Source organism: Ruegeria sp. YKSD179 (genome assembly GCF_059612885.1).
The window spans coordinates 231,919-246,206 of the sequence record NZ_JBXWRL010000003.1 but is presented as its reverse complement, the minus strand read 5'-3'; the positions used below and the strand labels follow the sequence as shown (position 1 = coordinate 246,206).

The following is a 14,288-nucleotide window of genomic DNA, read 5'->3' as shown; positions in this document are numbered from 1 at the left end:
CCGTTCACTTTTGACGCCACGGTGGACTGTCACGATGCGAGCTGCAAGGCAGTTTCCGTCAAACGCGTGTCGTTTACGTCGCGTTGGTCGTACTTGTCTAATTAACTATAGTCTTGCGGGCATCAGAAAGACGGTCAATAACAAGGCGCGACGGGTATGAAGGGCAGGGTTTGCCGACTGACTAATTTCTCAACGGCATTCTGCAACCGGCGACGCGACTACCGAACGCGCGTTTCGTGCAACCAATCCTTTTTATGCCCTTTGAAAACAGCGGACTGACTACATCTTCCGAGCGGCAAGGGTGATAAGCTCAGCCAATTTTTTCGGGTGTGAGAAAAAAGGTGAATGGGAACTGTCGATGGTCAGTTGAAGTTCCGGTTCAGCGCACAGACTCATCTCGGCTTGATATTCTGTTGGTACCGTTTGGTCATTGGTCGTGCGGATATATACTTTGGGAACTTTCGCAAAATTAGATCCAGTTTTGAGCGGCGTTTCCTGTGGCCGGATTGCCTGCGGGCACAATCTGGCTTGGGCATAGCTAACAACCTCGGGCGGACAATCGTGATAAAACAGAGATTGCACCCGGCCAGGTAGCATCCTGTACGAAAGCCCGTCCGCAGATTTTTCAATTGCATCTGCGATCAATTGCCGTGGGGCACGTTTGCGCATTTCGGCCATCGACAGCCCGTCTTTTGGAACATATGCGCAAAGGTAAATTAACCCACGCAGCCCTTTTGGGTCGGCCTCCGCCGCGGCGCTGATTGGAAAACCGCCCCACGAATGTCCTACGACAATTGTTTCCGGGCTTGAGGCATCAAGTATTGCGTCGCGACACAAATCCAAGGAAACATCCGCGATAGGCGTCGGATCAGACCCATGGCTGGGCATATCTATTGCGCGCGCGGAATGCCCCATTCCAGTTAGTTCGGGAATAAGGTCGCGCCAGCACCAGGCACCGTGACATGAACCATGGATCAATAAAAAGTCTGTCACAGAAGGCTCCTTTAAATGTGACCGATCCGGGTCATGAAATCGGCAAGAATGGTCGCGTATTCCTTGGGACGTTCGACGCAAGGTAAATGACCGGCTCGTCTGATTAGCTCGAATTGGGAACCGGGTACCAGATCAACCGTTTCGCGGACCAGATCGGGTGGGGTCGAGCCGTCCTCACTGCCGGCGATGCCGAGCGTTGGCAAGCGTAACCCGCTAGTGGGTGTGTAGAAATCTGTTCCCGAAATGGCCGCGCAACATCCCAAATAACCATCAACCGGCTGTCGTGTCATCATGTTACGCCAAAGGTTCATTTCCGGTTTTGCGCGAAAATCACGGGAAAACCAACGTTCCATAGTCGCGTCTGCAATTGCTTCGATTCCACCGGATTGCACAGCATTGATGCGATCCTGCCAGATCGAAGGAGTACCGATCTTGGCAGCGGTGTTTGACAAAACTAGCGCTCGTACCGTATCCATACGTTTGACGGCCAGTCCCTGACCGATCAACCCGCCAACGGAAAGGCCGACAAATACGCAATCTTTGATTTCGAGATAATCTAAGAGCCTTTCTGCATCATGCACTAATGCACCCATGGAATATGGCCCCGGTGGTTCTGACGAAAGTCCGTGTCCGCGCTTGTCGTAGCGAATGACTTTCAATCCATTGGGTAAGAACGGCAACATGAGGTCCCATAGACGCAAATCTGTTCCCAGCGAGTTCACCAGAACCAAAGGGGCGCCATGCGGATCGCCATCAATTCGGCAATGCAACTGTACATCCCCGAGGTCGACAATGTTCATGGTAAATATCCCATCCTGCCTGTTTCCGCCAAACGGACCCGATCTATCAAATATGCACCCCGCACTGCGGGTTGTCAGGTCAGGAAATCCAATGCTTGCGCAAAAACCTGCGGGTCGGCGTTTCCGCCTGAGGCGACGACTATAACCGTTTCGCCCTTGATTTCATCCGCCCGGAACAACGCTGCAGCCAGTGAAACTGCGCCACCTGGTTCCAAAACGATCTTTAACCTCAGAAAAGCCTGCGCCATTGCGCGAAGTGATTCTGTCTCTGAGACGGCAAGTCCTGGACCGCAAAGCCGCTTCAGGATCGGAAATGTGACATCTCCCGGCTGCGGTGTCAGGATCGCATCGCAGATATTGCCTGAGACGGCATTGTTACTTTGGATGTGTCCTGTCAGCAATGAACGTTTCACATCGTCAAAACCCTCAGGTTCGCATGGGCGGGGCCGCAATCCTGGGGAATGGCCCTCTAGCGCCAGCGAAATACCGGCAGTCAGGCCGCCACCTCCACAGCAGATCAACACATCGGCTTCGGTGACACCCGCATCGCCTGCCTGACGCGCTAATTCCAGACCAACCGTGCCTTGGCCCGCGATGACAAGTGGTTCGTCATAAGGTCGGATCAATGACAAGCCTCGCTTTGCGGCAAGGGATTCGCCAATTTCTTCGCGGCTTTCATTGGCGCGATCATACAATACGACCTCGGCACCCAAGGCGCGCGTGTTATCGATTTTAAGTTGCGGTGCATCGGATGGCATAACGATGACTGACGCCACCCCATGTTGCGCAGCAGCGTATGCCACCCCTTGCGCATGGTTACCCGACGAGTAGGCAATCACTCCGCATTGGCGCGAAACCTCGGTCAAGGCAGAGATGGCAGACCAAGCGCCGCGAAACTTGAAACTGCCTGTATGTTGCAGGCACTCCGGTTTCACCAGAACCTTACGACCAGCGATTTCATCCAAAAAGGGCGAGGACAGCAAGGGCGTCTCGCGAACATGTCCATTCAACCGTTGAGCCGCGGCCTCGATCAATTCCAACGTGCTCATGATGCGTCCAATACTTTGCGGATGATGGCCAGTGATTGTGGTTCATTCAGAAATGGCACGTGCCCACGATCTGGCACTTCGACCGAGATCAGACCAGGATGCCTCTCATGCATTTTTTGCACTGTATCAACCCCCAAAACGTCCGAGTTTTCTCCCCGGATCACACCGGTCGGGATGTTTCGCAAGGCTTCGAAAAATAGCCACAGGTCAGGAGTTGCGCCAGCCGCGGCTTGTTCAAGCAGCGCTTTTCGTAACGCGCCATCATACCGCAATTCCAATCCACTTTTCGACTTGGCATACTGGATCTCAGCCTGTTGCCTCCAGACTTCCAAAGGGACGCCCGGAAATTTTGGCTCCATTTCTTGTTGGATAAGGGCGGCGGCTTGGTCATAAGTGGCCGCGACTGGTTCTTTGCCGACATAATCCATGATTTTTGCTATACCCACCGGTTCAATGACCGGTCCGACATCGTTCAGAATAACACCAGCCAGACGATCAGGATTGCTTGCCGCTAACGCCATCGCGATTAAGCCACCACGAGACGTGCCCAGTATCGTCACCTTATCAAGGTTCAAATGATCCAATAATTCGATGACGTCATGTGCTTCCCTAAGTACGTTATAGTTCATGAAATCGGGGTCATAGTCTGATTTTCCCCGCCCCCGATAATCCATCGTGATCATGCGCAAGTCGTTGGCGTGTGGCGCAAAAAACGAGAAATCACGACTGTTTCGGGTCAATCCTGCGAGGCACAACAGAGGCTTGCCCGTGCCACTGTCCTCGTAGTGGATTCGCAGACCATCGGATGTCGTAAAGAACGCCATTAAAGACCTGCCAAAGCTGGGATCGTCGATAGGTTGGGCAGAACATGCGCTGGCGTCCAGGGTAGTCGATCCATAGGTTCATTTGCGCGGTTGACCCACGCAGTAATAAATCCATATCCACTTGCGCCAGCGGCATCCCACCCGTTCGAACTGACGAAAAGCACTTCGTCTCGGTCGCAACCAAACCTTTTTTGCACCAGATCATAGACACGAGAGTGAGGTTTGAAGACTCCTACGGCTTCAACCGACAGCACATCGTCAAGTAATTCTTCGATCCCCGCCGACTGTACCGCTCCATCCAACATCGGTGGCGACCCGTTGGAAAGAATGGCCGTTTGCAGGCCTCCGGCCTTTAGAGCCGCCAACATTTCTGGAACCTCAGGGTATGCTTGTAACTCCCAGTATAGGTCCAAAAGTCTTTGCCTTAGCCTGTCGTCACCTTGCAGCCCAGTGGCCTCCAGTGACCAGTCAAGGCCGTCCTGTGTAACATCCCAGAAATCTGCGTGGGCATTCGCAACTGCACGCAGCCATGTATATTGCAATTGTTTCAGACGCCAGTGAGCTGCCAATTCAGGCCATTTGTCACGAAGCGCTTCGAACTCTGGCTCGGCAGATGCTTGACGGGCGGCTGCTGTCACATCGAATAGTGTGCCATAGGCGTCAAAAATACAGGTTGTAATAGCCATCGGTTCCTCCCGCGATCGCGCGCAAGGTGACACAAGAATATGAGGCTTTAAAGTGCTTAGGGAATTCTATTCCATTATGTCGGGCCATGCTCTAGTTTAGGCCGCTCATGCCCTGAGGCTGGCGGCCGAATTGACCACTATCAGACAAGGCGACACTGTTCGCATTCATTACACGGGAACACTTTTGGACGGCAAAGTTTTCGACAGTTCCGACGGACGTGATCCTTTGGAGTTCGCGGTTGGTTCAGGCCAAATCATTCCTGGCCTCGACGCCGCCCTTCCGGGAATGGCAATCGGTGAAAAAAAACGTGTCGAAGTTCCCTGCACGGAAGCTTATGGTCCGATCAATCCGGGTATGAGGCAGCAAATCCCAAGAGAGGGGATACCAGACGATATCCCGCTTGATCCAGGCAGTCAGTTGCAGATGCAGACGCCTGATGGGCAAGCTGTACCTGTTACCGTTGTAGATAGTGATGAGGCGACGGTCACCTTGGATGCAAATCATCCGCTAGCCGGTCAGGATCTGATTTTCGACATTGAGATTGTTTCGATAAACTGATCCAGACTTTCAAAGATCGGCAAACCCGTGCAGAAGCGATTCAAAGGCAGAAACGACCTGAGGCTGCGTAAAAAACAAAAACGCGGTCAGTAGGCCAACTAAGGTTACCAGCAAGAGACGCGCGCGACTATTACGAATCCCGGGTTTCTTCTGAGACGCGAGGGTACGACCATTGCTTGCAAGTATCTGATCAAGTTTGCTCATGCCGCAATCCCTGCATCGGAAACGTGGTGAAATCTTGACACCAACAGGGAAAGATAAGGTCACATTGCGTCTGGTTGCGGCATGCCAAGAATGTGAAATCCGCCATCCACGCGAATAATTTCTCCCGAAGTATACATCCCGGCATCCGAAGCCAGGTAAACAGCAGTGCCGCCTACTGCCTCGAGCGTTGCGTTTGAACGCATCGGCGCATTCTGGTCGCAAAACTTGTAGGTCTTGCGCGCACCACCAATAGCGGCACCTGCCAGTGTTTTCATAGGGCCAGGGGAAATCGCGTTTACACGGATACCTTCAGGGCCGAGATCATTGGCCAGATACCGAGTCGCGGATTCCAATGCAGCCTTAGCAACACCCATGACGTTATAATTCGGCACCACCTTGTTCGACCCCTGATAAGTCAAAGTCAGTAGAGTTCCACCGTTGTCTTTCATCAGCGGATAAGCCCGACGGGCGATCTCGATAAATGAATACGCTGACACATCGAGCGAGTGTTTGAAATTGGCCCTGGTAGTGTTGAGAAACCGTCCGGTCAGCTCTGATTTGTCAGAATAAGCGATAGCGTGAACCACAAAATCGATCGTTGGCCAACGGGCAGCCAATTCGTGAAAGGCGTGATCTAATGAGGCATCGTCAGTGACGTCTGCATCCACCATGAAATCGCTGCCAAGGCTTTCGGCCAATGGTGCAAGGCGCTTTCCGAATGCGTCGCCCTGATAGGTGAACGCAAGCTCGGCGCCTGCCTCATGCATGGCCTTGGCGATGCCCCAGGCAATAGAGCGATCATTGGCCACGCCCATGATCAGGCCGCGTTTACCCTTGAGAAGATCCGACATCTTATTCACCCGTTATATTTTGACAGAACCATGGATCCATTTGTGCCGCCAAAGCCAAAGCTGTTGGTCATGACACTATCCAAGCCTGCGTTTTCAACGACTTGAGTCGCAATTTCACCGGGCTGGATGCCTTCGGCAAGCGTTTCCACGTTGATCGATGGAGTAATGAAGTCGTGGTGCAACATCAAAAGACAGAAAATCGCCTCAAGCGCACCAGCTGCGCCCTGCGCATGGCCCGTCATCGATTTGGTTGACGAGATCGGTGGAACATTGCCTTCGCCAAAAATACGGCGCACCGCCTCCACCTCACCCACGTCTCCGACCGGGGTCGAGGTGCCGTGAGCGTTGATATATCCAACAGTTCGACCTTCGGGCAGGGTCGACAAAGCCAAACGCATTGCGCGCTCGCCACCTTCGCCAGATGGGGCCACCATATCGTGACCATCCGATGTTGCCGCATAGCCGGTGACCTCGGCGTAGATCTTGGCGCCACGTGCCAACGCGTGCCCGAGTTCTTCGAGAACCACAATGCCGCCTCCACCGGAAATCACGAACCCATCGCGGTTCTGATCAAAAGCCCGCGACGCTTTTTCCGGGGTGTCATTGAACTTCGATGACATTGCACCCATTGCATCAAAAAGACAGGACAGGGTCCAATCCAGTTCTTCACCGCCACCGGCAAACATAACATCTTGCTTACCCATCATGATTTGCTCGGCAGCATTTCCGATGCAATGTAGAGAAGTCGAACAGGCCGAAGTGATCGAGTAATTGATTCCCTTAATTTTGAAGGCCGTGGCTAAGTTGGCTGAAATAGTCGAGCACATGCACTTGGGTACAGCAAAGGGACCAATGCGCTTGGTCGCGCCGTTTTTCAGAACCGTCTGGTGGGCGGTCAACATCGCGCTGGTCGATGGCCCGCCGGATCCAGCGACAAGTCCAGTACGGGGATTCACGACCTGTTCCAGGCTCAGACCCGAGTCCTCGATTGCCTGATTCATGGCAATGTGTGCGTAAGCGGCGCCTGGACCCATAAAACGAAGAGTGCGCTTGTCCACATGCTCGGTTACATCGATCTTTACAGTCCCGGCGATCTGGCTACGAAAGCCATGTTCAACCATCTGCTCATTCGCTTCGATCCCGGATTTGCCCGCTTTGAGCGAGGTCAAAACCTCTTCGGCATTGTTTCCGATTGAGGACACAACCCCCAGACCGGTGACGACGACGCGACGCATAAGCGTACTCCTGTGTTCCGTTTAGTGCAATGTATCCGACAGCTGGGGTCAGCTCTCGGATAATGCAACCTTCATGTCCTTGACCTGATAGATCAATTCGCCATCAGCTTCGACTCGGCCATTTGCTACGCCCATGGTCAGGCGACGTGTCTGCACGGCCTTTGTAAAATCCACGTAATACGTCAACATCTTGCGGTCGGGACGCACCATACCAGTCAGCTTGACCTCGCCGACACCCAGCGCATAACCGCGCCCCTGCCAGCCACGCCAGCCAAGGTTGAAGCCAGTTAATTGCCAAAGCCCGTCCAAGCCCAAGCAGCCAGGCATGATTGGGTTGCCCGGAAAGTGACAGTCAAAAAACCAAAGATCGGGAGTGATGTCGAATTCAGCGACGACATGTCCCTTGTTATACTCTCCGCCGTCCTCTGAAACATCAGTTATCCGATCCATCATCAGCATTGGCGGGGCAGGCAATTGCGCGTTGCCTGGGCCGAATAGTTCGCCGCGGGCGCACTTCAGCAGATCGTCCTTGTCAAAACTGCTCGGGAATTGGGCCATTCTGCCGCCTCTCCTGCCAGGGTCCGTTCGTAATATCTGGCCTCGTCTAGCACCCGTATGCAAGGTCCTGCAAGAGTGGTGCGCCACATCATGCTGTGGTTACGACAATCTTTGCGATTGAAATTCATTTGAAATTGCGGGTCGAGAGCACTTATATATGAGTATAGCGAAAATGGGTATCGGACACATGACACCTCAGAGCCGTGACATAGCGACAGATTGGCTGGTCAATGCCGGGTTGCGACCAACGCGTCAGCGGGTTGCTTTGGCAGAGCTACTGGTTGGCGATGGCCGACACAGACATGTCACTGCCGAAAGTCTGTTCGAGTCTGCAAAAAATAATGGTGACCCGGTGTCGTTGGCTACGGTTTACAACACTTTGCGAGCATTTTGTGACGCGGGCGTTCTGCAAGAGATCACGGTTGACGGTTCGAAAAGTTATTTTGATACCAACACTCATGATCACCCGCACTTTTTCTGGGAAGAACAAGGCCGATTAAGCGATGCGCCGTCTGATGAGTTGGTGATCCAACGGCTCCCGGAAGCGCCCGAGGGCGTTGAGATAGCGTCCGTAGACGTCGTCATTCGTCTTCGAAAGAAATCCTGAAATTGATCTGAATTTCCTTGAGTGCGGAAAATTTTCTGCGGCTCAGATTCATTAAGACGTCGTGTCGCAATTGGAATTGATGGCACGATTCAAATATGAACAGATCAATCGAACGATTTTCCGGAGCCTTTAATGCCTCACAGACTTGTAACCCAGGAAATGATCGACACCTATCAGATGGATGGAGTCGTTTTGGTCAAGGGTTTGTTTGCTGATCATGTGAACGAATTACGTGAGGGTGTTGCCGCGAACATGGCCGCACCCGGGCCTTATGCCTCGGAAAACAAGAAGTCCGGAGAGACAGGGCGATTCTTTGACGATTACTGCAACTGGTCACGAATTCCACAATTCCGGGCTGTGATTGAAACTTCGCCTGCAGCAGAAGTGGCTGCCGATCTGATGCAGTCACAATCAGTTCAGATGTTCCACGATCACGTTCTGGTAAAAGACCCAGGTACTTCGATGGCTACGCCTTGGCATCAGGACGGGCCTTATTATTTTGTCGAAGGCCAGCAAACTATCAGTTTTTGGTCGCCGCTCGATCCGGTTAGCCAGGCTACGCTACGTTGCGTGGCGGGATCTCACCGTTGGGAAAAAGAAGTGCTTCCGACGCGGTGGGTATCGGAAGAAGGTTTTTTTGCGGATGAAGGGCAATATATCCCGGTGCCTGACCCAGATGTCGAAGGCATGAGGATCGTCGAATTCGAAATGGAACCTGGCGACGCAGTAGCGTTCAATTTTCGTACATTACACGGCGCACGCGGCAATCAATCTGATATCAGCCGCCGGGCCTTCTCGCTAAGGCTGGTGGGCGACGATGCCCGCTATGTCCAGCGCCCGGGTCGTACTTCACCGCCATTTCCAGGACACGACATGGTGCCTGGCCAACGCCTGCGGGAGGATTGGTTTCCGATGTTGTTGCAACACTGAGTCTGCTTAGAACCACTGCCCAGGTTCCATCAGTCCCAAATCCATCAGTTGTTCCGATTTCCATTCGAACGGAACCGACTTGCACCATCGAAAACTTGGAATGTCAAATGTCGACCCTGAATTGGACTTGAGCGCCTTCGCCGCGCGGAAAGAGCACACAGCGGCGGATAGATTGTGGTGCCAAGGACAGGAGTACGTGTTGTACTCCGGCTCGTTGAAAGTATGGTCCGGCTGCAGCAATAACCCTTTTCGAGCCCTGAACAGAGCGACCCGATCGATGCGTCGGCGCTCGTAAGGAATTTGATCTTCAAATCGCCACCGCAGTCCACCTGACATGTCCAGTTGCCGCTCCAGCGGCCGTCCTTCAGAGTCGTGTCGTGCATGCGCGTAGTAACCTGTACTGTCCAGCATCGCGTGATTTGGCGCTACCCCGTTAGGAAAGACGTCCAAATCATCTGCGTACAAGTCGACAACATGAGCCATCATTGAGTCGCGTCTTTCCTCGGAGTGAAAGGCGAGCAACTCTTCTACGCTTCGTGTCTCGCAAAAGGGGTAAAACAGATATTCGGCATTGTATCCGTAGTAAAACCAAACACCGGGCGCGGCCTTTATGACGCGATTGACCGTGTCAAAGACTACATCGCGTGGCGCGCAGTTTAATGTTATACGATGAATCTTGGCTTCAAGCTCAGCTTCCAAAGCGAACTGATCAGGCAGAAAGACAATAACTGACTTGAAACCAAGCCTCAGATGATGGCGCAGGGTACTGTCCAACTCAACATCATCTTCAGCAAACAACAACGCCACGGGGCCCTGGGCTAAGGTTGATGGTGCCCATTTCTGAAAATGCTCGAGAGAGTCATACCGCACTGTCTGCACCGGTCCCGCTTTGCTGGAAGTTTTCGTCAAACTCGGGTAAATGCGCGGCCATTGCAAGCGGCGTTCGTTGCGTATAGACGACGTCGACCTAGCGAGCGCAAAGGCCTTTCTCATGTCCGAACCCAAAAAGCTGTATATCAAGACTTATGGCTGCCAGATGAATGTCTATGACAGTGAGCGGATGGCCGAGGCGCTTGGCGGCAAGGGCTATGTTGAGACGAAGTCCCCAGACGATGCTGACATGATCTTGTTGAACACATGTCACATTCGTGAAAAAGCCGCTGAAAAGGTTTATTCCGAACTTGGCCGCTTTAAAGGTTTAAAGGCCGAAAAACCGGATTTAAAGATCGGTGTGGCAGGTTGTGTGGCCCAGGCCGAAGGGCAAGAGATTATGCGCCGCCAGCCGTTGGTCGATTTGGTGGTAGGTCCGCAAAGTTACCACCGTTTGCCCGAAATGGAGGCCAAAACGCGGGAAGGCAAAAAGGCGCTGGATACCGATTTTCCTGAAGAGGATAAATTCGAAAAGCTAAAGAACAGACCAAAAGCCAAACGTGGACCAACAGCTTTTCTGACAGTACAGGAAGGGTGCGACAAGTTCTGCGCGTTTTGCGTGGTCCCATATACACGTGGGGCCGAGGTCAGTCGGCCAGCCGATAGAATCCTGCACGAGGCACGCGATCTGGTTGAACGCGGTGTGCGCGAAATCACATTGTTGGGGCAAAACGTCAACGCCTATCATGGTGCCGGACCGAGTGGCGACATGACGCTGGCTGGTTTGATATGGGAACTGAACAAAGTAGATGGTTTAGAGCGCATCCGCTTTACCACATCTCACCCCAATGACATGACCGATGATCTGATCGAAGCACACGGTACATGTGACAAGCTGATGCCATACCTGCACCTACCGGTACAGTCTGGATCTGACCGAATTCTAAAGCGCATGAACCGTAGCCACACTGCGGATAGTTATCTGCGATTGATAGAGCGTATTCGCGAAGCCCGCCCTGACATCTTGATGTCAGGAGATTTTATTGTCGGTTTCCCGGAAGAGACGGATGAAGACTTTAAGACCACCTTGGATTTGGTGGAGCAGGTTAGATACGGCTATGCCTATTCTTTCAAATATTCAACGCGGCCAGGCACACCTGCGGCAGAACGGCCACAGGTGGACCCGGAAAAGGCGGACAGCCGCTTACAAGAATTACAGGCCGTTATCACTCGGCACCAGCGCGAAATTCAGGACTCAATGGTTGGACGAAAACTACGTGTCCTGTTTGAAAAGCCGGGTCGGCAAAGTAGGCAAATGGTGGGAAAATCCGAGTATCTGCACGCAGTTCACGTCTCTGACGCAAGTTTGAAGGTCGGCGAGCTGCGAGATGTCAGAGTAGTTTCGTCAAGCGCGAATTCGTTGGCCGCAGAACTACTCTAACCTGTGCAACTCGTTCAAATATGACGATTCTAATGAAAAATTAACCCTTGATTTAAGGGTGGAATGTATGGTCCGAGGTATCCCAGTTTTTTCAAGGGTCATGTATTTCCCTTGGCTGTTCGAGTTGCAAGTTGACTAGTTGCTTGAAAAACGCACTGGAGGGTACGAGTAGTGAGCCGAATAGGTCGTCAACGAATGAAACTGAAAGGTTTCCTTTCGGCGACTTTCCCGTTCTTTCTTTCGGCTCTGTTCTCAACATCTGTATATGCCAGTGGCAAAGACGGCGAAGTGGCTGAACCCGATGTTCTTTCGCCTCAGACCGAAGCAAGTGACGTCAGTGCATTTTATCTTGGCGTGAGTGCTGGTTACGGAGCAGGTGGTACCGACCGCTTTGGGCTCGCGGTACCCGGTGACAGAATAAACATTGGAGACCTTGAACCCTCGGGCGGTTATGGAGGCATTCGCGGCGGTTGGCGTGGGATAGTCCCAACCACCGGCGGACGCGACTATGTCTATGGTGTAGAATTAACTTATGATTTTGGCACGTTGGACGACACCGCCTCGTCATTGGTCGGTGGGACGACGGTCGACGCCCGATCTGCTATTTCAGATGTTTTTTCGATCCTATTTCGAAACGGAATCACAAACCGCAGCCGGAGCGTTCTGTACTTTTTTTCCGTAGGTTACGCCCGGGGGGAAGTTACAACTTCGTCCACTCTTACAGGAGAAGATTTGCTTCTAAATTTGGAAGACACCGGCAACCGAAACGGTTTTTCAGCCAGTCTGGGTGCTGAACATCGGCTGAACAAGAATTGGTCAATCACGGGTGAAATCGAATATTTCCAGTTTGAGTCGGAAGAAGTCGACCTAGGGTCGGGTTTTTCCACCAAATCAACTCCGAACTTCGGCGGATTGCGTGTCGGGCTGAACTACACCTTCTAGTTGGTTCGCGCATCGGATTGCGGTCTTTCGTAAATTTCACAATGTTTTTTCAAATGACTGTAGAAGGTTAATCCTTTTCATCGCGAATTTATGAAACTCCAGCTTGCGTCTGGCCCAAGATGTTGTCTACGCTCAGGGTGAAACGCCAAGACAGGAGAACGGATTGGCCATCGGTGCCCTGAACCCACCGCAAAGTGACATGCCCCAGCGCGAGGCTTTTGTTGAATTTCCAGACAACCGGTTGTTGATAGATTTATGCGGGGAATACGACCGCAATCTTGCAAGCATTGAGCAGAAGCTGTCGGTTCAAATCGTACGCCGAGGCAATCAATTGGCGGTAATGGGCGACGAAGACGCCCAAAAGCAAGCCATTGATGTTTTGCAGGCTTTGTATACCCGTCTTGAAGGCGGTCGCGAGGTTGAAGCAGCCGATGTGGACCGAGAGCTGAGAATGGGCAATTCTGAGGCGGAAACTGGAGCACGCGACGGCGACCAATTGGAGATGTTCAAAGGCGGCGCGGTTGAAATCAAAACACGCAAGAAACTGGTCGAGCCTCGTACAGATGCTCAGAAGGCCTATGTCCAGTCGTTATTCAACAATGAATTGGCTTTTGGGATTGGACCGGCCGGTACGGGCAAAACATATCTGGCCGTAGCTGTCGGGGTATCAATGTTCATAGGCGGGCATGTGGACCGCATCATCCTCAGCCGTCCTGCAGTCGAGGCTGGTGAAAAGCTGGGGTACCTTCCGGGCGACATGAAGGACAAGGTCGACCCTTACATGCAACCACTTTACGACGCTCTGAACGATTTTCTACCTGGTAAGCAACTGGCAAAGTTGATTGAGGAAAAAAGGATAGAGATTGCGCCGCTTGCCTTTATGCGCGGGCGAACACTAGCGAACGCATTTGTTGTTTTGGACGAGGCGCAGAACGCTACGACTATGCAGATGAAGATGTTCCTAACACGGCTGGGTGAGGGTAGCCGCATGGTGATTACTGGCGACCGATCACAGGTTGATCTGCCGCGCGGTGTACCATCGGGTCTTGCAGATGCCGAGCGGTTGTTAAAGACTATTCCAAACATCAGCTTCAACTACTTCACCTCGAAGGATGTGGTGCGACATCCGCTTGTCGCCGCCATAATCGAGGCCTATGAAGCTGATGCAGGTCGCGAAACAGGTTAAAAACACACGGCGCGGTCGGGAATGCAGCCTTAGATCATTTTCATGAACCTTGAAATTGCCATCGAAGACCTCCGTTGGCATGAGATAGAGCCGCTCATACTTCGCGCTGTCGAAGCCACGCTGGATTATAGGGGAGTCGAGAAAGATAACTGTGAAATCAGTTTTTTATGCTGTGATGACGCCCGGATCGCGGAATTGAATTCTGAATTCAGAGAAAAGCCGACTCCAACAAATGTTCTGAGTTGGCCCACAGCGGAGTTATCTTCTGAAATTCCTGGCGAAATTCCTTCAATGCCTGAAATGGATTTCACCGGCGAGATAGCTTTGGGTGATGTTGCAATTTCCTATGACACCTGCATGCAAGAGGCAATTGAAGCGGGTAAAAATATGGAAGATCACGTGACACATCTAATCGTTCACGGTGTTTTGCATTTACTGGGGTATGACCACATTCGTGACCCCGACGCCACTCTGATGGAGGGCGTGGAGGTTAAGATACTTGGCAAATTGGGTGTGGATAACCCATATAATACATGAAGTGGGCACTGACCCG

The 14,288-nt window shown here is 52.4% G+C and carries 17 protein-coding genes; 7 read left to right on the top strand and 10 right to left on the bottom strand.

Translation table 11 applies throughout. The features are described from left to right. Positions 1-279 precede the first annotated feature (279 nt). The 5 genes from AC2FNE_RS03020 to AC2FNE_RS03000 form a co-directional block, all read right to left on the bottom strand. A complete protein-coding gene (locus AC2FNE_RS03020; RefSeq protein WP_170604562.1) occupies positions 280-993 on the bottom strand; it encodes an alpha/beta fold hydrolase in 714 nt (237 codons plus the stop codon). Between the two features lie 11 nt (positions 994-1,004). Beyond that, positions 1,005-1,793, bottom strand: a complete 789-nt coding sequence (gene pcaD / locus AC2FNE_RS03015; RefSeq protein WP_170604564.1) for a 3-oxoadipate enol-lactonase — start codon at positions 1,791-1,793, stop codon at positions 1,005-1,007. A 74-nt stretch (positions 1,794-1,867) separates the two neighbouring features. Then, complete coding sequence (locus AC2FNE_RS03010; RefSeq protein WP_496804746.1) at positions 1,868-2,842, bottom strand: threonine ammonia-lyase; 975 nt, start codon at positions 2,840-2,842, stop codon at positions 1,868-1,870. Beyond that, positions 2,839-3,666, bottom strand: a complete 828-nt coding sequence (locus AC2FNE_RS03005) for an alpha/beta fold hydrolase (protein WP_170604568.1) — start codon at positions 3,664-3,666, stop codon at positions 2,839-2,841. The genes AC2FNE_RS03010 and AC2FNE_RS03005 overlap by 4 nt, the downstream gene beginning before the upstream one ends. Further along, positions 3,666-4,352: a haloacid dehalogenase type II gene (locus AC2FNE_RS03000; protein ID WP_170473880.1), complete on the bottom strand. Its 687-nt coding sequence runs from the start codon at positions 4,350-4,352 to the stop codon at positions 3,666-3,668. Before AC2FNE_RS03000 ends, AC2FNE_RS03005 begins: the two co-directional genes overlap by 1 nt. Positions 4,353-4,482: 130 nt before the next feature. On the opposite strand from AC2FNE_RS03000, the gene AC2FNE_RS02995 reads away from it, so the two are divergent. After that, a complete protein-coding gene (locus tag AC2FNE_RS02995; RefSeq protein ID WP_170604572.1) occupies positions 4,483-4,911 on the top strand; it encodes an FKBP-type peptidyl-prolyl cis-trans isomerase in 429 nt (142 codons plus the stop codon). 9 nt (positions 4,912-4,920) lie between these two features. Here AC2FNE_RS02995 and AC2FNE_RS02990 read toward each other — a convergent pair whose 3' ends face one another. Genes AC2FNE_RS02990 through fabA form a run of 4 tightly spaced genes read right to left on the bottom strand, consistent with a single transcriptional unit; the run spans position 4,921 to position 7,759 of the window. Then, positions 4,921-5,115 carry a hypothetical protein gene (locus AC2FNE_RS02990; protein ID WP_170604573.1) on the bottom strand — a complete coding sequence of 65 codons (195 nt, stop codon included), beginning with the start codon at positions 5,113-5,115 and terminating at the stop codon, positions 4,921-4,923. A 59-nt stretch (positions 5,116-5,174) separates the two neighbouring features. Beyond that, on the bottom strand, positions 5,175-5,966 hold the full coding sequence (locus AC2FNE_RS02985; RefSeq protein ID WP_170604575.1) for an enoyl-ACP reductase FabI: 792 nt from the start codon (positions 5,964-5,966) through the stop codon (positions 5,175-5,177). 5 nt (positions 5,967-5,971) lie between these two features. Then, positions 5,972-7,201 carry a beta-ketoacyl-ACP synthase I gene (gene fabB, locus AC2FNE_RS02980; protein ID WP_170604577.1) on the bottom strand — a complete coding sequence of 410 codons (1,230 nt, stop codon included), beginning with the start codon at positions 7,199-7,201 and terminating at the stop codon, positions 5,972-5,974. Between the two features lie 48 nt (positions 7,202-7,249). Then, the gene (gene fabA / locus AC2FNE_RS02975; RefSeq protein WP_170473870.1) at positions 7,250-7,759 is read right to left on the bottom strand and encodes a bifunctional 3-hydroxydecanoyl-ACP dehydratase/trans-2-decenoyl-ACP isomerase; all 510 of its coding nucleotides are present in this window, start codon (positions 7,757-7,759) and stop codon (positions 7,250-7,252) included. Positions 7,760-7,946: 187 nt separating this feature from the next. On the opposite strand from fabA, the gene irrA reads away from it, so the two are divergent. Together irrA and AC2FNE_RS02965 are read left to right on the top strand one after the other, a co-directional pair. Then, entirely contained in the window at positions 7,947-8,366 is a 420-nt protein-coding gene (irrA, locus tag AC2FNE_RS02970; protein WP_170475354.1) for an iron response transcriptional regulator IrrA, read from the top strand. Between the two features lie 132 nt (positions 8,367-8,498). After that, positions 8,499-9,296, top strand: coding sequence for a phytanoyl-CoA dioxygenase family protein (locus AC2FNE_RS02965; RefSeq protein ID WP_170473867.1), 798 nt, complete (start codon positions 8,499-8,501; stop codon positions 9,294-9,296). Between the two features lie 6 nt (positions 9,297-9,302). Here AC2FNE_RS02965 and AC2FNE_RS02960 read toward each other — a convergent pair whose 3' ends face one another. Continuing rightward, a complete protein-coding gene (locus AC2FNE_RS02960; RefSeq protein ID WP_170604871.1) occupies positions 9,303-10,166 on the bottom strand; it encodes a glycosyltransferase family protein in 864 nt (287 codons plus the stop codon). A gap of 121 nt (positions 10,167-10,287) precedes the next feature. On the opposite strand from AC2FNE_RS02960, the gene miaB reads away from it, so the two are divergent. The 4 genes from miaB to ybeY all read left to right on the top strand — a co-directional run bounded on the left by miaB (position 10,288) and on the right by ybeY (position 14,272). Next, positions 10,288-11,607: a tRNA (N6-isopentenyl adenosine(37)-C2)-methylthiotransferase MiaB gene (gene miaB / locus AC2FNE_RS02955; RefSeq protein ID WP_496804745.1), complete on the top strand. Its 1,320-nt coding sequence runs from the start codon at positions 10,288-10,290 to the stop codon at positions 11,605-11,607. Positions 11,608-11,802: 195 nt separating this feature from the next. After that, positions 11,803-12,549 (top strand): outer membrane protein, encoded by a 747-nt coding sequence (locus AC2FNE_RS02950; protein ID WP_496804744.1) that lies wholly within the window; start codon positions 11,803-11,805, stop codon positions 12,547-12,549. Positions 12,550-12,712: 163 nt separating this feature from the next. Continuing rightward, a complete protein-coding gene (locus tag AC2FNE_RS02945) occupies positions 12,713-13,735 on the top strand; it encodes a PhoH family protein (protein WP_437436508.1) in 1,023 nt (340 codons plus the stop codon). Between the two features lie 42 nt (positions 13,736-13,777). Beyond that, positions 13,778-14,272, top strand: a complete 495-nt coding sequence (gene ybeY, locus AC2FNE_RS02940) for an rRNA maturation RNase YbeY (RefSeq protein WP_496804743.1) — start codon at positions 13,778-13,780, stop codon at positions 14,270-14,272. The last annotated feature ends 16 nt before the right edge of the window (positions 14,273-14,288 follow it).